The sequence below is a fragment of the Atopobium minutum 10063974 genome, from assembly GCF_000364325.1.
Taxonomy (GTDB): domain Bacteria; phylum Actinomycetota; class Coriobacteriia; order Coriobacteriales; family Atopobiaceae; genus Atopobium; species Atopobium minutum.
This window is the reverse complement of the sequence record NZ_KB822533.1, coordinates 851451-873032: the sequence shown is the minus strand read 5'-3', so window position 1 is coordinate 873032 and position 21582 is coordinate 851451. Positions and strand designations below refer to the sequence as shown.

Genomic DNA, 21582 nt, shown 5'->3' with positions numbered 1-21582 from the left:
TTACTCATTCACTGAAGCGATGGTATCGTGGCAGCGGTGGCACAGACCATCCTCACCTACAGTACGCCAATTCCAACAACGGGGACACTTATCGCCGTGCGCTGGAACAACGTCACAGGTAAGCTCGTCGCCCACATGAATGCATACGTCAGAGCAGACAAACGACTCCGCCAGATCCACCTTATGAGCAACAATCAGATCATACAAATCTTGTGTCAGCGTGAGCTCTGCGCGAGTAGCCTGAGTGGTCTTCTCGGTAATAACACCGGCAGCCAATGCGGCATCATAGGCACGAGTATAACTGCTGCGAGCAGCGCTCACGGCAGCATATACGGGCAAGTATGCTTGGTACTGCTCTTTTGCTAAGGGAGCCTCAAACCAGTCAAGCAGTGCTGCATGGGTCTGGCCGTCACGTAAAGACTCGGGCAAGAAGTCCATAACTTCATCAGTGGTGTATGCCAAGATGGGCTGGAAATCATGAACGAGCATGCCAAGGATATAAGACCAGGTAGTAAGGGCACTCTTACGCTCAAAGGAATCCTTGCCACCACAGTAAGTACGATCCTTAGTGGCATTGAGGTAATCATTGGAAAGCTCGGTGATGATGTAGTCATACAGTGTGCGGTATACCACGTTAAAGCGATAATTCTCGTATGCCTCGGACACAATGCTGTGAACTTCACACATACGAGCGAGCGCGAGCTTATCGTTAGGAAGCAGCTCATCTACGGCAAGGCCATCAGACGCAAGGTCAAACTGACCCTCAAGCTCACCCAGCAAAAAGCGGATGGTGTTGCGAATCTTACGATAGGCATCGCCTACGTGGGACAGAATGTCATTGTCGCAGGCCACATCCGTAGAGGTATCCACCGAAGCAACCCACAGACGCAAAACATCTGCACCCTGTGTATCACACACCTTGTTGGGGTCAATAACATTGCCCAAAGATTTAGACATCTTGCGACCATTGCCATCCAGGGTAAAGCCCTGAGACACAATGGCCTTGTAAGGAGCTTTACCATAAGCCCCTACAGAGGTCATAAGGGAACTCATAAACCAACCGCGGTGCTGGTCAGAACCCTCAAGATACATATCTGCTGGGAAGTGCAGGTTCTTACGATGCTTGCATACCGCCGTATGGCTCACGCCAGAATCCCACCAGACATCCAAGATGTCAGTGTTGGGCTTAAGGTGGTGGCCTCCACACTGAGGACAGGTCTGTGCGTCACCCAGATAGCTTGCAGGATCATCGGTAAACCAAGCATCAGAACCCTTTTGACGGAACAGCTCAATGACACGATCAAGCGTTGCATCATTTATGACCGTCTCGCCGCAGTCCGCACAGGTATACGCAGGAATTGGTACACCCCAGTTACGCTGGCGAGAAATACACCAGTCTGGGCGACCCTCGACCATAGATCCAATGCGATTACGAGAATGTGCAGGATAAAACGTTACGTGAGATAATTCATCCGTTGCCTTTGCACGCAATCCAGTCTTGTCCATAGAGACAAACCACTGATCCGTTGCACGGAAGATAACTGGATTTTTACAACGCCAACAGTGAGGATAGCTGTGAGAGATGTCTTCATACATGATAAGAAGCCCATGCTCATCCAGCCACTGAATAATAACGGGATTGGCCTCATTGACTTCCATACCGCTAAAGGGGCCGCCGGTACCTAGGCTCTCACCTTTGTAGAAGTAGCCATCATCGTCCACTGGCATAACAAGCTGGATATCAAAGCGTTGACCAGCGTTATAGTCATCCACACCATGACCAGGAGCGGAGTGAACGACACCCGTACCGTCATCAAGCGTAACGTAGTCTGCATAGATAAACTTGCCACGGATGCCCTGATCGCCAAAGATGGGTTGCTTGTACTCGTTGCCCGCAAGCTCAACGCCTGTGCGAGACCACAGCGTACCGTCCTGGTTGTGAACCAGCTCATAGTTGGTATAGCCAAAGCGCTCAGCGTTTTTAGCAACCAACGCCTCTGCCATAAGTTCAACGCATCCATCAACCTTGATGGCAACATAGCTGGCCTCTGGATGAAGGATGACGGCCATGTCGGCAGGCATAGTCCAAGGGGTGGTAGTCCAGATATCTACCCAAATAGTGCCAGCATGGGCTTCAAGACCCTCGGGAGTCGTAGTAAGTTCAAAGCGTACAAAGATTGCAGGAGAGATCTCATCACTGTATTCAATCTCTGCCTCAGAAAGTGCGGTGTGGCAATGGCTGCACCAGTGTACCGGCTTACTCCCCCGATATACAGCTCCATTATCAAAAATGGCCTTAAAGATCTCTATGTCAGTAGCATCATAGTCATGCACATAAGTGAGATAAGGATTGTCCCACTCGCCCAAAACGCCTAGACGCTTAAATCCTTGGCGCTGGGTATCTACCTGCTCCACCGCCATTTTACGGCACAGCTCACGGATCTTCTCGACAGGAAGCTCGTTGAACTTGGCAGTACCAAGCATCTCTTCAACCTTATGCTCAATGGGCTGACCATGGCAGTCCCAACCAGGAACATACGGCGTTTGGTAACCGCGCATAGACCAATAGCGATTGATGATGTCCTTAGAAATCTTGTTCTGAGCATGACCAAGGTGAATTGGACCATTTGCATAAGGAGGGCCATCATGAAGAACAAACTTTTCGTGTCCTTCATTCTTTTTGAGCAATTGCTCATACACACCCTCTTCATCCCAAGCACGACGGCGCTCAGGCTCACGAGAAGCCAAGCTTGCACGCATAGGAAAACCAGTGTTTGGAAGATTCATTGTCTTCTTATACTCGTTTGCCACTCAAGTACCCCTTTTCGTACCGCGTAAAAGAAGAACCTGCACCACACAGGTTCTTCTGGTATGCACATGAATGCATAGATATAAATAGCAATGATAGCATGCTTGTTTAGTGAGCAGACTCAGGACTTTGTGAGCTATAAGACCACACAAACAAGTCTCCATGAGTCTGGGTTCCAGAGCCAAGATTTTCCACCTTATGGGCTACAACCTGCTTGCCGGAATGCTCTTGTAAATAGGTGGTAAACAGCTGAGCCTGCTCTTCAGAACCCACAATCTGGAAGGTATCCGAATCCAAAAAGTGTAAATACAACCCATCAAGCGGGACACCCTGACGAGCAAGCAGCTCATCCCAAGTACCCGTGTATTGCTCGTATCCAGCAATAGGCAAGATGTTGTTGGGAAACTCCCATTTTTCAATCTGTACCACATCCATATTAAGGATGACGCCTTGGTTGTGAGCAAATACGATCACTTTAGAAGGATTATTAGCTACGTAGCGCGTGGCATTTTTACTCACCTCTACCGACAACGAGCGCTGATTGGGCTGCGCATAGACACGCTCAACAAACCCAGCAATTCCTACGAGTGCGAGAATTGCTATGCACACCACAGCCCAAACACGAGCACCAAAGGCGCTGACCGCATTTGAACTGTCAGCCGTATTAGAAGTGTCAGTCGTGCTCGAAGCGTTAGCTGTATCTGAATGCATATATGAAAGTACTACCAAGGCAAAAAGGGCAACTATAAATGCGGGAAGTATGACTTGCATTTTTGGACGGGCTCGCAAGAAAAGAAGCAGAAATTCAAGCAACAGCATACTGGGCACGCCAGCAGCTAAGAGACGAGCAGAGCGTGTGCGTATACGGCACAGCCAAACCACCATTGCTGCAAGAAATGCTATCAAGACCACTAAGCCAAACACAAAGACAGAAAACGCCTTACGAGCTAAAAGTGCAGAAATAAAAATGCCGACCCCATATTTTTGCACCTGCTCGCTCAGCATATGGAGCGTATCAAAACTAAAGGTGGAGGTATCAGCAAACAAAAACTCATAGATCATGTTTACATCATTTTGAGAAACGGTAGGTTCAAGCTTCTGTACCGTCTGAGAACTGAGTGGTGGGTAGTCTGCGATGGACCGCGCAGTTGTGGACATTTGATTGTACTGAGTCCAGCCAGAAGTATGGTCTTTGGAATACAGCCCACTTGCAGCAGGAATGACCAGCATAAGGACTACCACAAGGACCATAACCATACTTTTTGCATTGCGGTTGCAGCACAAACACCACAGTAAAAAGGGCACAAGCAACAAAACGGCTGCCACGGCTGATTCCAAACGAAGCCCGGCTCCGGCAAAAATAAGCACATAGCCCACAACATCAGAAAGCGTAATCCAGGTTGCCGGTTTCTTAAAAGCGCCGCGCACCAACAACAAACTGATGCCTGCGCCAACGCTCAGGAATGCAACTGCCGTATAGGTAAAATAAATACAACTTATAATCTCTCCTACCACTAAGGCAACCATAAGTAGTACCTTAATCTGGAGAGGAGACGAGCGCTTAAGTGTCAGATAATACAGTGTTGTAAATGCAGCTACGATAAGCCCGCACAACGAGGTTAAAAACCAAGGGATAGCAGGGACTATTTGATATAAACCATATATTGGTGCAGAAAACGTAATTGATGAGTACGGCATAAGGCCATGAGAGTCACCCATAAATGCACCGCGCGCATATAAAGCCTGTACAAAGTCATCGGGGGTTGCATACTTGGGCATCTGCACCATAAAGATAAGGAACAAAATACCCAATGCTCCTATAAGCGAAATCCCCAATATGCCAGCGCTAAAATCTGAGGATTGAGCGCTGTTTGTCTCACACTGATCATCCAAGGTTGTTGGTGATGCCATATGGCGTATAACCATACTTCCTCCTTGCGGCAATAAACCGTATAGTTTTGTACATAAACCCTTGTACGCAAACATGTGTACTCAAGTGTACTTAAACACTTTTTGAGCCGTGAACATACCTCTTATTGTCTACGACTCTCTAGTACATTTAAATATTTTTTTCAGAAAATTATTTTATGAATAATACGTCGGGGATTCATGAATATATTTTGTCCATCATACGCCTACCTAAGCCTTAGCCCCGCCCGACGGCACCGCCCGTACAATCAAAGCAAGGTACGCCATAGTGATGCATAAAAACCAGCTATTTGTAGCCACTACCAAAGGGAGCAGTGCTGTGCAGCACCAAAGAGCAGAACAGTATTACGATAAAAAGTACCTCAACCTCCTTTCTGAACAATTTCCCACGTCACAAGCCGTGTATACCGAAATCATCAATCTGCAAGCCATTCTCAATCTGCCTAAGGCAACCGAGCACTTTATGAGTGATGTACACGGAGAAGCGGAGGCCTTCGAGCACATCCTCAACAACTGCTCAGGCGTTATCCGCGAGCGCGTCCGAGCCATTTTTAGACATGAGCTCACGGCCACAGAACAAGACGATCTTTGTACCCTGATTTACTACCCGCGTGAAAAACTCTCGTTTATGGACGAGAAGGACAACGAGTGGTATTACAACACGCTGCTGCAGCTCGTCCGCATTGCTCGGCATCTTTCCAGCATTTACACTCGCTCCAAGGTGCGCAAGGCGCTCCCACAACCCTATGCGTATATCATTGATGAGCTTTTGCGTGCCTCTTCCATTGGGGAGGAGAGCCGCCATGACTACCATGTACACATCATAGAATCCATCATTGCCACCGGCTCTGCCAATGACTTTATCGTCTCTTTGTCCGCGCTCATTAAACGCCTGGCCGTGGACCATCTGCACATCGTCGGTGACCTCTTTGACCGCGGTGCGCATGCCGACAAAATCATCGATCGTTTGATGTCCTACCATTCCCTGGACATCCAATGGGGCAACCATGACATCTGCTGGATGGGAGCAGCCGCAGGCTCTGATGCCTGTATTGCTTCGGTTGTGCGCAACAACATCCGCTACAACTCCTACGAACTTCTCGAGCGTTCCTACGGAATTTCTCTGCGTGAGCTCGCGCTATTTGCCGAGAAAACCTATCGAGCAGATGACGTTATTACTCCCATCAATAAGGCCATTGCCGTCATGCTCTTTAAACTGGAAGGTCAGCTCATTAAGCGCAGTCCGGACTTTGCTATGACAGACCGCCTCTTCTTGGACAAGATGGACCTTACAGCTGGTACTGTACAGGTTGGTGGCAAAACCTATGACCTTATCACCACGGACTTCCCCACTATAGACCCCACAGACCCCTACGCTTTGTGTGCAGAAGAGCGTGACATTATGCAGGGCTTGCGTAAGTCCTTTAGAGAGTCAGAGCGCCTGCAAAAGCACATCAACTTTTTGTACGAACATGGCTCGCTGTACTTAACCTACAACAACAACCTGCTGCTTCATGGCTGCATCCCGCTGCACCTGTATGGCAGCTTTAGGCCGGTTACCTGTGCGGGCAGACACTATGCCGGCAAGGAATACCTGGACTTTTGCGATCGTATTGCACGACGCGCATGGCATGAGCATGATCAGGCTGCACTGGACTGGATGTGGTATTTGTGGTGCGGCAAGTACTCCCCTCTCTCCGGCCGTGTCGTAAAAACCTTCGAGCGAAGTTTTATTGCCGATAAAAGCTCTTGGGTAGAGCCCCAAGATGCCTATTACAATCTGACCGAATCCTCTCATGTATGTGAGCGCATATTGGCAGAATTTGGCCTGGTTGGCCCCCATTGTCACATCATTAATGGACACACCCCGGTAAAGACCATTAAGGGCGAGAAGCCCCTTCGCGCGCAGGGAAAACTGCTTGTTATTGATGGTGGTTTCTGCAAGGCCTACCACGCCAAAACGGGCATTGCTGGCTACACCCTTATTGCAAGTGCCTATGGCATGCGCATAAAGGCTCACCGCCCCTTCCAAGGCGTTACCTATGCACTGGTAAACAACGCGGATATTGAGTCGGACGATGATAGCTTTGAGCGAGAAGAAAAACTTCTCAAGATTGCCAATACCGATATTGGCGCTTCCATTGCCACACGCATTGAAGCACTTGAAGCGCTGTTGTTTGCCTATCGTATGGGAGAAATTGCAGAGCACTAAGCGCAAAGCTCACCGTGCATACATAATCAAAATGTGTACGTATGAACTACCATGCTAAGGGGTATTTTCCTATCATTGTTGCTGCTCATGCTCTAAGAGAGGAAGTACCTAATGGAAATGAACAAGCGCAAAAAGCATCAATCGATGTTGTTGTATGCGCTTCTGGCAGCGGCTGTAATTTTTGCTCTCAATTCTGCGTTTTCCAGCATGCGCTCGGGCAACGCTATCCAGACAAGTTACAGCGAGTTTTCTACCATGCTTAACAATGGGAGCGTTACCTCGGTAAAGCTCAACACCAATTCTGGTGAGCTGTTTTACACCGCTTCCAAAGATAATAAGGAACAGGACTTTGTAACCACACAGTTCCCTGGCGATACCTCATTGGTAGAAACCCTTAACCGGAAGGGCGTCAAGTATTCTGCCACCACGCAAACCAATGATTCCCAAACGCTTATCATCTACTACCTTGTTACCACCATCCTGCCTCTCATTCTTATGATTGCTGCAGGTATTTGGCTTAATCGTAAGCTCAAAAAGGCAATGGGTGGAGATAACTCCATGACCTTTGGCGGCAATCCCTTTGGAGGCGGCCCCTTTGGCGGCGGTTTGGGTAAATCTGGTGCCAAGGTGGTTAATGGCGAGGAAACCGGAGTTACGTTTAAAGATGTTGCTGGCCAAGATGAGGCCAAGGAATCGCTTGCGGAGATCGTAAGCTTCCTGGAAAACCCTGGTAAATATTCTGCTATTGGCGCAAAGCTTCCCCACGGTGCTTTGTTGGTAGGCCCTCCAGGAACGGGCAAAACCCTGCTTGCTAAAGCGGTTGCGGGCGAGGCAAACGTTCCGTTCTTTTCCATCTCTGGCTCTGAATTTGTGGAGATGTTTGTTGGACGCGGTGCCGCTAAGGTCCGTGACCTCTTTAAACAGGCCAATGAAAAGGCTCCCTGCATCGTCTTTATCGATGAGGTAGACACCATTGGTAAGCGTCGTGACGCCGGTCTTTCCACCAACGACGAGCGCGAGCAAACCCTCAACCAGCTCCTTACCGAGATGGATGGCTTTGACAATCACAAGGGCATTGTTGTGCTTGCGGCAACCAACAGGCCAGACTCCCTCGATCCCGCCCTGTTGCGTCCTGGACGTTTTGATCGCCGTATTCCGGTAGAGCTCCCTGACCTTGCGGGTCGTATTTCCATCCTTACGCTGCACTCCAACGATGTAAAGATGGAGCCCGGCATAGACCTTGATGTTATTGCTCGTTCAACCCCTGGTGCTTCGGGTGCAGACCTTGCTAATATCATCAACGAGGCAGCCCTGCGCGCGGTTCGTATGGGTCGTATTCGCGTAACCCAAGAGGATGTCCAGGAATCCGTAGAAGTGGTCATTGCTGGCGAGAAGCGCAAATCCACCGTACTCTCCGAACATGAAAAGCAAATTGTTGCCTATCATGAGATTGGTCACGCAATTGTTGCGGCGTCTCAAAAGGGTACCGCTCCCGTGCAGAAGATTACGATTGTTCCTCGTACCTCTGGTGCTCTTGGCTACACCATGCAGGTAGAAGAGGATGAAAAATTCCTCACTACCCGCGAGGAAGCCGAGAATAAAATTGCCGTTTTGTGTGGCGGTCGTGCAGCAGAGGAGCTCATCTTTAACGAAATTACTACAGGGGCTTCTAACGACATCGAAAAGGCCACGCAAATTGCCCGCAACATGATTACCCAGTATGGTATGTCTGATAAGTTTGGCATGGTCGCCCTTGGTCAGGTGCGCAATCGCTACCTTGGTGGCGGCGCAGAGCTCAACTGCTCTGAAGGCACCGCACAACAGATTGACGAAGAGGTTATTCGTCTTGTCGAGAAGGGCCACCAGGCAGCAAAGGATGCCCTTACCGCCAACCGCTTTAAGCTCCATGAGCTTGCACGCTATCTTCAAAAGAAGGAAACCATCACCGGTGAAGAGTTCATGCGCATCTTTGAGCGCGAAGATGGCTTTGCTCCGGTAGGTTCTGCCTACGAAAAGTAACCATACGTTCTATTTACAAGAACTAAGACCAAAGCGCGTAGGACTTCCGATCAAGGACGTCCTACGCGCAAATTTTTGTCTTAGCACAGCCAGTACCATAGCGTTTTATAGCGCTATTAAGATTCTAAGATCAGCCGAGATCGTGGTTTAAATATCGGCACCGTTACTTGCAATGATCTTTTGGTATGCAAAGAAGCTATCCTTGCGACGACGCTCATACGTACCGCTACCATCGTCGTACTTATCTACGTGAATAAAGCCATAGCGCTTACGCATCTCTCCCGTTCCAGCTGAAACAAGATCAATGGGACCCCACCAGGTGTAGCCAATAAGATCTACACCGTCAGCTACAGCCTCACGCATGGCACGCACGTGAGAGCGCAGGTAGTCAATACGATACTGATCGTGAATAGAGCCATCCTCTTCCACCGTGTCATACGCTCCCATGCCGTTTTCAACCACCATAAGCGGAATTTGATAGCGGTCGTAAATTTCGTTTAAGCTAAAGCGTAATCCCTCAGAATCAATCTGCCAGCCCCAGTCCGTAGCCTTAAGGTAGGGGTTCTTCCCGCCTTGGGTTAGATTACCGGGAATCTGCTCAAGTTTATGCACGCCCACTATGTTGCTCATATAGTAGCTAAAGGTATAGAAGTCCACCTTACCATCGGTAATATCGTCCAAGTCTCCGTCTTTAATCACAAGAGCTATGTCGTTCTCCTCAAAGAAGCGCGCAGCATAGCTTGGATAGGCACCACGTACCTGAATATCGGAACAGAACCAGTTCATCTTTCGCATTGCCTGCTGATTTAACATGATGTCAGTAGGGTCACAGGTAGCCGGATAGGACAGAATAAAGCAATCCATATTGCCAATCTTAAACTGAGGATAGCGCTCATGTGCCAGCCGCGTAACACGGCCCGCAGCCACAAACTGATGATGCAGTGCCTGATAGCGGTTTTGCAGCGAGTTTTCCAGATCTGAAGCTGAGCCTTCAAAACCCTGCATAAGTCCCGTCTCAAGCATATCTCCAAACGGAACGGTACCGCAGTTGATCTCATTAAAGGTAAGCCAATACCGTACCTTGTCTTGGTAACGGTCAAAAACGGTAGCGCAATACCGTTCAAAAAAGCCAATAAGCTCACGAGAAGCCCAACCGTTGTACGTTTCAACAAGGTGATAGGGCATCTCATAGTGTGAGAGCGTTACCATCGGCTCAATGTTATGTGCACGCAGGCAATCAAAAACGCGGTCATAGAAGGCAAGGCCAGACTCATTGGGGGTCTTATCGTCACCGTTAGGAAAGATACGGCTCCAGGAAATAGACATACGAAACATCGTAAAGCCCATCTCGGCAAACAGCGCAATATCCTCCTCGTAGCGGTGATAAAAATCAATGCCATCGTGGTTGGGATAGAGCATGTCTGGCCTGATATCCACCGTAATCTCACGAGCACGATCATAGGTACCGCCGGTTAAGTGATCATCAACGCTTGGACCGCGGCCATCAATATTCCACGCACCCTCAAGCTGATTGGCAGCCGTAGCGCCACCCCAGAAAAAACCATCGGGAAATCTCTGTGCCATGTTCTATCCTTTCTATCTGCCTTACAAGTCCTGCATAAAATACGCCAGCATAACAAGGTAGTCCTTGCTTGAGTGTGCATAGCTTGCCCTACGGGTTAGCGACAGAGCTCCCAAAAGGCCACAGCAGATGCTGCGGCAACATTTAAAGAATCAACCGCATGCGCCATAGGAATACGCACTACTACATCACAGCCCTCGATAACGCTATGGGTTAAGCCATCCCCTTCCGTACCAAAAAACAAGGCGAGACGCTCATGCTTTTTGAGGCTAGGATCATCCAAGCTGCAGGCATCATCAGATAATGCGAGAGCTGCACAGGTAAAGCCTGCGTCATGCAGCTGTGCTATGCCTTCTGTTGGCCAGCTACCCTCAAAACGAGCATGAGGAATCAAAAAGACATTACCCATGGACACGCGAATGGATCGACGAGAAAATGGATCGGCACAATCGGGAGATAACACAACAGCATCCACATTGAGTGCTGCAGCAGATCTAAAAAGCGCGCCCACGTTGGTGGCATCTACTATCCCCTCCAGCACCGCTACACGCCGAGCATGCTGCAAGACCTCTGTGAGCTCTGCCTGGACAGGCCTTTTCATAGCAGCAAACCTACCACGGGTGACCTTATAGCCCACAAGCTCACTTGTAAGCGCATGAGGCATAACAAATATAGGCACTTCGGGATCAAGCGTAGCTAACACATCGTTCATAGCTGCAAGCTTCTTCTCGTCCAGCAACAGAGAAAGAGGCTCTAGCTTATGAGCAAGAGCGACCCTGATTGCAATTTCTGACTCAACGATCATAATGCCACGCTTGGGATCCAGAGCATTTCTGAGTTGATGCTGCGTAAGCTTGGTATATACCTCAAGGCGTGGGTCATCTAAATTTTGAACTCGTATAATTGGCATAGTACTCTTTCTTTGTAAAACGCAATGCCATACTTTGCTAATCAAGAACAGGGTATCATGAGAACGGTTTGTATTTTGCGCTGCCTGCGTATCTTGGAGAGAGTGGTTTTGTTGTATGTCTAATCCAAAGCATTTTTTTGATTCATCCGACAACTCATCGGATAGCGTATCGGAGGATTTAGACGCAACCGTTCTTTCCCACACAGTTCCTTCGGTTGAGTCTCTGTCATCTGATGATTTTTCTTCAGATACTGTATCAAGCTTCATGGATCCCGCAGATCCGGTAGACCCCGCAGGCTCTGATGAGCAACACCCAGAAAAACATCTTCGTAACAAGAAGCGTACCTATATCATTACGGCGAGTATCGTTGCAATTTTAGCTGGCATATACTGCGCTGGAGCACTGGTTTTCTCGGGAAGGTTTTATCCTAAAACCACGCTGCAAGCCCAAGACGTTTCTCTCAAATCTGCTGCTGACGTGTCCAATCATCTCAACGCAAACCTTGATAGCTATACCGTCTCTATTGCCGGAGATGGCATTTCTAAGAAGTTGTCTACCCACGATATAGACCTCCAGCTAGATACCAAGACCTTTGTTGCCGAGGCACTTTCTGAGCAAAACATTTGGGCCTGGCCTCTTGAACTTTTTAAGACGCATACGCTCAACACGCAATACAAGGCCAGCTTTAATAAGGACAAACTGCACGATGCCCTCACCGAAGATATTGCCGCTATCAACAAAGATGCAACGCAGCCCCAAGATGCTGCAGCTCAGTTTGATAAGAATGAGCAAAAGTTTATTGTTGCCAAAGAAGTATATGGCACGGCTATCAATGAGGATGCACTCAACAGCTATGTGGGCAGCAAGATTGTTGCTTTACAATCCAACATCAAGCTTGGTGAAGAATCTCTTTCATTGCCTGCCATCACTTCGGACAATGCAGATCTCAAGGCGCAGGTAGAAAAAGCCAACAGCTTTATGATTGGCAGTACCAAGCTTACCTTTAACGGCACAGAGGTCCGCACGCTTTCCAACGAGGATATTGCACAGTGGGTACTCCTCTCAAACAATACCGATGCCAGCCTTGACACCAATGCCATTACTACCTGGGCCAAGGGAGATTTGTCAAAGCAGCTTGACACCGTTGGTACAACCAGAAATTACACCCGTCCCGATGGGGTCCAGCTTTCTGTAAGCGGTGGTAACTACGGCTGGATTATTGACGGCGCTACCCTTGCCGAGAAAATCGCTGCACAGATTGAGGCAAAATCCACTGCAGACATTGAGATCCCTGCTAAGCAATCGGCTCAGGCATGGACAGGTACTGGTGGTCAGGATTGGAGCAATAGCTACATTGACGTAAGTCTTGGTGAGCAGTATGCACGCTACTATGTTGACGGCACCCTTACCTGGGAAAGCTATTTGGTAAGCGGCAATACCTCAACCAATCACGGCACCCCCACTGGCGTGTATGCGGTAAATGGCAATAAAGGCACTAATCAAACGCTTATTGGCTTTGATGAAGATCATGATGGCGAGCCTGACTATAAGAGCCATGTTGACTATTGGATTCCCTTTATTGACAACGTAGTTGCCTTCCATGATGCTCCATGGCGTAGAAAATTTGGCAGTACCATTTACCAGTACAACGGCAGTCACGGCTGTGTTAATTTGCCTCCCGATAAGGCTGCTGAGCTGTATAAGCTTGTTCCTGTTGGTACCGTAGTGGTGGTACATCAATAAAACGGTAAACGATACTCGTTCTTAACCGAGATAAAAGCTAAAAATATCTCCTCAGACTTGCTTATAAGCGAGCCTGAGGAGATTTCTTCCAACAGCTATAGTAACGTGCTCGTAACTACTTACTACTTACGACGACGAATGCGGCGGCCAATCAAAACGCCTCCGACACCCACAGCAGACATAATCAGCGGTGCAACACTCGTAACATCACCAGTCTTGGGGAGCTTGGCCGTTGAACGACCCGATCCCTTCACGTTTGAATGAGACGTAGGTGTTGTAGGCGTTTGCTCAGATTTAGGTTCTGGCTTGGGTTCAGGAGTGGGTTCGGGAGTTGGCTCGGGCTTTGACTCAGCATAGGTATTGGTAAAGCCAGCCTTGGGAGCAGCCTGAGGAAGTCCGTGTGCTAACAAATTTTCTTGATTGGAATACTGACCACTACTATCTTTTGTGAACACACCTTTATAGAACTCATCAGCTTGCTCAGGACTCTCAAAAATCAACAGAGTACCATCGCTGTCTGCACTACTAGACCTTACAAAATAATCAACGATAAGCTTTTGAGTATTGGGAGTAAACTCTTCGGAAGCGGCGTCTTCCGTAAGGACATAGCGATAAATGCGAGGAACGTCTGCATTTGCTTCATCATCTGCATCGATGGGACCATTGCCTTGAACCTCTGCAACAATATCCTTAAACATTTGCTGGATATGTTCAAGTTCTTCAGGTGAGAACAAAGGTTTAGAAACGGAAGTAAGCAGACCATTGCTATCTATACGCTCACGTGATACATATGGAGCACGTATAGCATAGGCGACATAGTTTACAGCAGGATTGCTATGAAGATTAAACATCTCTGTATAGCTAAATGGCACAGCATAATCCCAAAGAGACTGGCTTCCAGTATCGTAACCCACGGGCGTATCAGAAGCATAATATCCTTCAGGCGTCAGATATTGGGATGGATCATCCATCGTGTAGAAGCTGCGCCATGGACTCATATCTTCTAACCATCCTGCACCTATATACGAACTATAACGTAGGTCTGCACGCTCATCATCAGTTGGCAGCCTAACAATAACGCTTTGGATATGGTCAGAGGAACGCATCTCGCCCCAAGCATGCGTAATGATGTAATCAAGCGTTGCTTGAGTCTCATTGTTATCAATCATGTGTTCAAGTTCGGGCCAGTAGTGATCCTGATTGCGGAAGGTAACAGTAGAAAAAGGTGTAGAAGACTGGCCATCAAGCAGACTACCAGCTCTTACTATGCTTTCTGGAGTGGTAGTTCCATCATCAAAAGAGGTATAACGCGTACCTATCCCCATGGCGCTGTAATCCTCTGCAGGTATAGTAGAAAGTGTATAACTAAACTTTGCCTCAGGAACTTTGGTGCGATCTGGTGCCTTGGTCATATCTATCGTTTTTTCGTAGCGATAGCCATACCGTAGGGGATCAGCTATCCAAATATTATTGGAATATACTGTTGACTCTGCAAATGCAGGAGAAGGAACAAGCGATGCCGCAACAAGCAGAGCAAGGAACAGTCCCCCCCCCTCCTCTCTTTATTTGCTTAAGCAAGCGCTCTACACTTGAAAAGACAATAACCCTCCTTAAAGAATCCTTTTACAAAAAATAAAGGTGTTTTAGGAGTATAGAGCTTTTGTGAGCTAAACAAAAACATATGGACGATATCCATATGTTTTTCTTGTTTTAGTTGTATCGGTATTGTTTGCAATGCAAAACCTATAAGATCAGAGCTAGAACTTCATAGTACGCGGATCAATTCCCATGCGCTGTATCATGCCCTTCATCTGGCGCATGCTTGCCTTATTGCCGCCCTTAGCGCTGTTGGTCATGGCTTTCATTCTACTCATCATCTTGTTCATCTCGCCCCACTGACGCAACAGACCATTGACCTCTTGCACAGAGCGACCAGAACCTGCAGCAATGCGCTTACGGCGCTGCCCGTTAATCGTCTTAGGACGCAGGCGTTCTGCAGGTGTCATAGAGCGAATCATAGCCTCAATGCGAGTAATAGCACTATCGTCAAGACCAGCAGCACCACCAGATTGATTGATAGCGCGCTCAACACCGGGGATCATGCTTGCAAGTTTAGATAAACCGCCCATCTTACGGATTTGTTGCATTTGCATAAGCATGTCATCCATGGTAAAGCCGTCACGCATCATGCGCTCAGCAGCATCCATAGACTCCTTATTAGCAAGCTGTTGGGCCTGTTCAATGATGCCATACATATCGCCCATGCCCAGAATGCGCTTGGCCATACGATCTGGATGGAACACCTCAAGGGAACTGGGCTTCTCGCCAAGCGAGACAAACTTGATAGGCTTACCCGTAACAGCGCGAACAGACAGGGCGCCACCGCCACGAGCATCACCATCGAGCTTGGACATGATAACGCCATCAAAGTCCGTACGCTCGGCAAACTCAGACACAACGTTTACGATGTCTTGACCCGTCATGGCATCGACAACCATAAGCACCTGATCAGGACGAACAGCGTTTTTGATATCCACGGCCTCCTGCATCATGGCTTCATCAATTTGCAAGCGGCCCGCGGTATCCACAATCACAATGTCGCACAAACGGTTGACAGCGTCATTGATGGCCTCGGTGGCAATGCTTACGGGATGAGCACCATCACCACGATACACAGCAACGCCAATCTCCCCACCAAGGGTAGCAAGCTGATCTGCTGCAGCAGGACGATAGGTATCGCACGCGGCCAATAGCGGAGTGTGACCTTGCTTTTTGAGCAAATACGCTAACTTGACCGCAGCGGTGGTCTTACCGGAGCCTTGCAGACCAACCAGCATAATAACGTTGGGCGTACGATTTTGTGCAAGCACCAATTTGGACTCAGTCTCGCCAAGCAACTCTGTGAGCTCTTCCAAAACAATGGCAACAACATTTTGGGTGGGATTGAGGGAACTCAGAATTTCTGCCGTGAGACACTTTTCTTTACACGAAGCGACAAAATCCTTAACCACGCGATAGTTAACGTCTGCTTCCAGCAAAGCCATGCGGATCTCACGCATTGCCAGCGTGATGTCTTCCTCGGTCAGACGGCCCTTACCACGCAGCTTATCAAAGGTATCTTGAAGCCTGTCAGACAGGTTGTTAAACATCTGCTACATCCCTTCCGTAGAGCCCACCAGCGCCTCACAGAACTGCTGTGGATCAAATACCTGCAAATCCTCGATCCCCTCGCCCACACCAATACGGTAAATGGGTAAGTTAAGCTGGTGAGAAATGGCAACGGCAATACCACCTTTTGCGGTGCCATCAAGCTTAGTAACGATAAGACCGTCTATGTCCAAGGCATCGTTAAACTCTTTAGCCTGAGACAGACCATTCTGACCCGTTGTTGCATCAATAACCAGCACCACAGACACGGGCATAGCAGCGCGCTTGCGCGTGACATTTACCACCTTAGCCAGCTCGCGCATCAGATCAGAAGAGGTATGAAGACGTCCTGCGGTGTCGATAAGCACAAGCGAGGCATCGGTTTTCTCGGCTTGCTCCAAAACGTCATAGCACACACTTGCGGGGTCGGCACCACGCTCACGCGTAACCACATCCACCTGCGCGCGCTTGCCCCATACCTCAAGTTGCTCAATTGCTGCAGCGCGGAAGGTATCCGCTCCGCCGATGAGCACGTTTACCCCCTGTGACCTTGCCTTACCAGCAAGCTTACCCACGGTGGTAGTTTTGCCAGCACCATTGATGCCTACAAACAACACACAGCTGGGTGTATCCGTAAAGGGATCGCGCGGCGCTACAGAAAACGTTGCCGCCAGTTTAGTAGCCAGTGCACGGCGCAATGCTGGAGCACTTCGCAGATTTTCTTTAGCGGCCTGTTGGCGCAACTCATCGGTCACACGCAGGGCAACTTCTGCTCCAATATCGCCCATAACCAGGGTGTCTTCAAGATCTTCCCAAAAGGTCTCATCAACCTCGCCACCCAGATAAAAAAGCTCACTTAAGGCTTCACGCGAACGAGAAAGTCCTTCTCGCAAACGATCTGCAATACTCATTTAGGCGTCAACCACCTTTCCTGTTGCGTGATCCAAACGCTGCGAAACAACATGACTTACGCCATCTGCCTGCATAGACACACCATACAAGACGTCTGCCTGCTCCATGGTGCGGCGCTGGTGAGAAATAACAATAAGCTGCGTAGTCTGCTTGAGCTGTTCAATGGCGCCCAAGAGCTTGTCGAGATTGGAGTCATCCAACGCGGCTTCAACCTCGTCAAATACGTAGAAGGGAACAGTACGCGTGCGATATACCGCAAAAAGCAAGGCCAGAGCCGTAAGTGACTTCTCTCCACCGCTCATAAGCATCATCTTGGTAATGCGTTTGCCGCGAGGCTGCGCCACGATCTCTATGCCTGTTTCTGACAGATGGTCGGGGTCGGTCATCTCTAGATATGCTTTACCACCCGGAAAGAGCATGGCAAACACCTGCTGGAAATGCATATTAACGGTGTCGAACGTAAGTAAGAACTGCTTGCGCATTTTACGCTCGATAGCAGCGGTAATCTTTACCAGCGCACTGCGTGCGGCTTCCAGGTCCTGTACCTGTGCCGCTATGTAATCAGAACGCGTCTTGAGCTTGGTGTACTCGTCCATAGCAACTTGATTGACCGGACCAATATCTGCAAGCTGACGCTTAAGGGAAGAAACCTCATGCTGCGCGGCCTCGCGATCCTCGGGCTCAGGAAGCTCAAGCGCCTCCTCTAAGGTATAGGCACCATCTGCCACAATGGCTTGGATTGCCTGTTGTACCTGCACCTCAAGCTTGCCCATGCTGACCTTAAGATCACTGGTCTGTGCCTGTGCCTGCTCGTAGGCTTTTTGAACCTCCGCTACCTGTGCGCGGGCATCATTGATGGTTTTCTTCAAAGACTCGGAGTCTGCCTCCGCCAAACTGGCTCGATCCTGCAGGCGAGAAGCCCAACTCATAGCAAGCTCATGAATAGCAGAATAGCGCTCATGCAAGGGCTGCACGCGCAGACGTACCACCTCAAGGGATCGTGCACTGTATTCCAGTGAGCTGTGGCGGCTTTCCAAACCACGCAAACGCCGTTCAAGCTCCGCTACACTGGTTTGCAAATGACGCTTGCGTTCGCGCACCAACGCAAGCTGCAGACGAGCCTCAGACAACTGGGCTGCTAGCTGAGCCTCATGCTCTGCAATCACCTCACGAGAAGCAACCACCTCTTGCAGGCTTTGTGCAATGGCATCAGCCTCCTGCGTAGCCTGCTGAGCCTGAGTACTATGCTCATCAAGTTGAGAGAGTGCCTCACTTGCACGCTGTCGTGCTTCTTCTCGACGCTTGGAAAGCTGGGCATGCTCGTTTTGCGCCTGATCGTGTTGACCCTGCAAACGCCCAATCTCAGAAGACACACTTGACAGCTCGCCTTTGCGCGACGCCACAGCACTCTTGCAATCGTCCAGCTCTTCTCGAGAAGTGCTGAGCTCTGAGCGCGTTTGTTCTACCAGAGCGCCCGCTTGTGCTAGCGCGCGTTCCAAACCGTCCATGCCCTCTTGGAGCTGGCGTATAGAACGCTTGCGCTCCAATGAACCAGCCTCGGTGCACGCGGCACTGCCTACCAGCACGCGGCCATCGGGCAGCACCGTTGTACCATCCAAGGTGGCATATACCAGCTGCGGATTGTGCTTATGTGCAGCCAGGGCCTGTGTGGCGCTGGGACAAACGCACACGTTGCCCAGCAGGGCAGATACTAAAGCGTGGGCACCAGGCGCAATGGTAAGCTGGTCCAGAAGCATGGTGCCGTCTTCAGGACGTGCAGACACACGCGTTTCTTGTGCGCTTCCTCCAACAGAGACGGCAGAGAAGTCCTTGCTGAGCAGCGTTGCATGACTGGTATCAGAAGCGGCGTGTAGAGCCTGTTTAAGCAGCAGGTCCAAGTCCTTCTCGGCAGAGGTCACCAGAGCAAAAAGGTCATCGGCAAGCAGACGCTCTACCAGCGCCTCCAGTGCTTGCGGAACCTCGATACAATCGCTCAGGCGGCCTTCTATTACAGACGCGCTTTCTTTATTGCTGAGCAACTGTGCTACCAGCGGATTTGCTGTATCGCTGGCGCGTTGAACAGCATCAAGGGCACTCAGCGACGCCTTGGCTTCACTCAAAGCCCGGCGCGCCACTTCTTCTGCCTCTGATGCCTGTACAAGCTGCTGCTTTTTTGTCTCAATGCGTACAGCAGCAGTATGTAGCTGCTCATCTAACGCGGCAAGCGCATCCGTAAGCTCTTTTTGCTTGGCCGTACGCTCCGAGAGTGCTTCATAGCAAAGCGCCATGGTTTCATCCAGCTGAGACAGACGACTCACAAACATGGAATCTTCCAGCTCCGCGTTGGAAATCTGCTCTTTAAGGCGGGCATACGCCAGGGTTTCCTGATCGCTGATGCGCTGAGCAGCGCGCTGTTCTGCCGTAAGCTGTGCAATCTTGCCATCCACGTCACGCAGCTCTTCTCGGGCAGCCATGGCCTGAGGACCAAGCTCGCTCACCTCTTGATCCAGCTGGTCAAAACGGGCGACAAGACCGGCCAACTCGTCACGATTGTGCTCGAGCTCATGGGTACGATCCGCTTTTTGTTTTTCTAAAGACGAGAGGTTCATACGCATGTCAGAGAGCTTGGCAACCATGTTCTTGCCCTTCTCTTCCAACAGACGCATATCAGAATTGATACGCCCCAGCGCATCCTGCATGCGGCGACGCTGATCTCCCAAATCCCCTACAAACAGGCCTTTTTGCTCAAGCATGGACTGGAGTTTTTCAAGCTCTGCTTGCTTCTCATCCAGCCGATAGCGTGCAAGCTCGAGCTCTGCATCGGACTCATTGCTTTTAGAGCTGAGCTGTGCCCACTCATGTTTAAGCGCGCGCAGATCATCCACTGCCAAAATGCAAGACAGCTCAGAAAGACGATTCTGCAAATCACTAGCACGCTTGGCCTTATCTACCTGGCGCTCAAGAGGGCGCAGCTGACGCGTGATCTCTCGAGCAATGTCCTTAGCTCGATGCAGGTTCTCATCCATGCTCTTAAGCTTGCGCTCCGAGCGCTCCTTGCGGCGACGATGCTTAGAGATGCCAGCGGCTTCCTCAATGAGTTGGCGGCGCTCTTCAGGGCGGCTTTGCAAAATAGCATCCAACTTGCCCTGAGAAATAATGGAATGCGTATCCTTGCCCAAACCGGAATCATGCAGGATGTCCTGAATATCCATCAAGCGTGCCGGTGCTCCGTTGATAAGGTATTCCGATTCACCAGAGCGATACATACGGCGCGTAATGCCCACTTCCGTAAAGTCCACCGGAATGGTGTGGTCAGAGTTATCCAACACCAAGGTAACCTCAGCGACGCCAACAGGCTTACGCGCGCTGGAACCAGAAAAGATAACATCTTCCATTGCCTGCCCACGCAGCATACGAGCGCTTTGCTCGCCCAAAACCCATAGCACAGCATCGGAAACATTAGATTTTCCGGAGCCATTTGGTCCTACCACAACGGTAAGACCTGGGTCATACACCATATGTGTTTTATCGGCAAAGGACTTAAAGCCCTTGAGCGTGAGCGACTTTAGATACACCGCGCGCACCCTTTCCTAAGGCATGTCTGTTACAAAGCATCGGTATCGGCTATACCCATACGCTGGAGCGCATCATGTGCAGCAGCGGTTTGGGCGGACTTTTTTGACGGACCCGAACCGCGCCCAATGTGTTTGCCATCAACCATAACCACAGCTACAAAGGTAGGCTGATGAGCAGGACCTTCTTGCGAGATAATCTTATACTCCGGCTGCAGGTGGGCATCGCTTTGAATAACTGCCTGCAGTCGAGATTTAGAACTCACCGGAACCACGGATAGATCACGCGACATATGGGGGGATAACGTACGCACCACAAAGCTGTGCGCAGCATCAAAACCAGCATCCAAGTACAAAGCAGCCACCAGGGCCTCGTAGACATTTTCCAATGCAGAGTGCATACCACGGGCACCCGTACCACGCTCGGACTCACCAAAAAAGATACAGTCAGAAAGCCCCAGCTCGTCTGCCACACGAGAAAGCGTTGCGCCAGAAACGAGAGCAATCTTCATCTGAGAAAGACCACCCTCGTCCATGTCAGGAAAGCGAGAAAACAAATCTGCTGCAACCATCCCACCCAAGATAGAGTCACCCAAAAACTCGAGGCGCTCATAGCTTTCGGAAATGGGCTTGTTTTCTGTTGCAGAAGGATGGGTAAGGGCACTACGTACCAGCTGTTTGTTGGTAAATACGTGCCCGGTGATTTTCTCGGCAGCCTCTATTTGTTGCTTAGTTGCTCCAGCCAC

12 protein-coding genes are annotated in these 21582 nt (G+C 49.7%); 3 read left to right on the top strand and 9 right to left on the bottom strand.

What is annotated here, in order from left to right; all coding sequences use genetic code 11:
* Together ileS and HMPREF1091_RS04000 are read right to left on the bottom strand one after the other, a co-directional pair.
* Positions 1-2811, bottom strand: coding sequence for an isoleucine--tRNA ligase (ileS, locus tag HMPREF1091_RS04005; protein WP_002563552.1), 2811 nt, complete (start codon positions 2809-2811; stop codon positions 1-3).
* Between the two features lie 106 nt (positions 2812-2917).
* Complete coding sequence (locus HMPREF1091_RS04000; protein WP_002563551.1) at positions 2918-4735, bottom strand: hypothetical protein; 1818 nt, start codon at positions 4733-4735, stop codon at positions 2918-2920.
* A gap of 322 nt (positions 4736-5057) precedes the next feature.
* Here HMPREF1091_RS04000 and HMPREF1091_RS03995 point away from each other — a divergent pair, with 322 nt between their 5' ends.
* Together HMPREF1091_RS03995 and ftsH are read left to right on the top strand one after the other, a co-directional pair.
* Positions 5058-6950, top strand: a complete 1893-nt coding sequence (locus HMPREF1091_RS03995; RefSeq protein WP_002563550.1) for a fructose-bisphosphatase class III — start codon at positions 5058-5060, stop codon at positions 6948-6950.
* Between the two features lie 111 nt (positions 6951-7061).
* Positions 7062-8969, top strand: a complete 1908-nt coding sequence (gene ftsH / locus HMPREF1091_RS03990; protein WP_002563549.1) for an ATP-dependent zinc metalloprotease FtsH — start codon at positions 7062-7064, stop codon at positions 8967-8969.
* A gap of 147 nt (positions 8970-9116) precedes the next feature.
* Here the strand turns inward: ftsH and HMPREF1091_RS03985 are convergent, their stop codons facing one another.
* The gene (locus tag HMPREF1091_RS03985; protein ID WP_002563548.1) at positions 9117-10553 is read right to left on the bottom strand and encodes a glycoside hydrolase family 1 protein; all 1437 of its coding nucleotides are present in this window, start codon (positions 10551-10553) and stop codon (positions 9117-9119) included.
* A gap of 95 nt (positions 10554-10648) precedes the next feature.
* Complete coding sequence (locus HMPREF1091_RS03980; RefSeq protein WP_002563547.1) at positions 10649-11461, bottom strand: TrmH family RNA methyltransferase; 813 nt, start codon at positions 11459-11461, stop codon at positions 10649-10651.
* A 115-nt stretch (positions 11462-11576) separates the two neighbouring features.
* On the opposite strand from HMPREF1091_RS03980, the gene HMPREF1091_RS03975 reads away from it, so the two are divergent.
* Positions 11577-13205, top strand: coding sequence for a L,D-transpeptidase family protein (locus HMPREF1091_RS03975; RefSeq protein WP_002563546.1), 1629 nt, complete (start codon positions 11577-11579; stop codon positions 13203-13205).
* 122 nt (positions 13206-13327) lie between these two features.
* Here HMPREF1091_RS03975 and HMPREF1091_RS03970 read toward each other — a convergent pair whose 3' ends face one another.
* The 5 genes from HMPREF1091_RS03970 to rnc all read right to left on the bottom strand — a co-directional run bounded on the left by HMPREF1091_RS03970 (position 13328) and on the right by rnc (position 21582).
* Positions 13328-14617, bottom strand: coding sequence for an LPXTG cell wall anchor domain-containing protein (locus tag HMPREF1091_RS03970; RefSeq protein WP_002563545.1), 1290 nt, complete (start codon positions 14615-14617; stop codon positions 13328-13330).
* Between the two features lie 345 nt (positions 14618-14962).
* Positions 14963-16354 carry a signal recognition particle protein gene (gene ffh, locus HMPREF1091_RS03965; RefSeq protein WP_002563544.1) on the bottom strand — a complete coding sequence of 464 codons (1392 nt, stop codon included), beginning with the start codon at positions 16352-16354 and terminating at the stop codon, positions 14963-14965.
* Between the two features lie 3 nt (positions 16355-16357).
* On the bottom strand, positions 16358-17263 hold the full coding sequence (gene ftsY, locus HMPREF1091_RS03960; RefSeq protein WP_002563543.1) for a signal recognition particle-docking protein FtsY: 906 nt from the start codon (positions 17261-17263) through the stop codon (positions 16358-16360).
* Complete coding sequence (gene smc, locus HMPREF1091_RS03955) at positions 17264-20839, bottom strand: chromosome segregation protein SMC (protein ID WP_035424795.1); 3576 nt, start codon at positions 20837-20839, stop codon at positions 17264-17266. It abuts the gene before it with no gap.
* Positions 20840-20868: 29 nt separating this feature from the next.
* Positions 20869-21582 carry a ribonuclease III gene (rnc, locus tag HMPREF1091_RS03950; protein ID WP_002563541.1) on the bottom strand — a complete coding sequence of 238 codons (714 nt, stop codon included), beginning with the start codon at positions 21580-21582 and terminating at the stop codon, positions 20869-20871.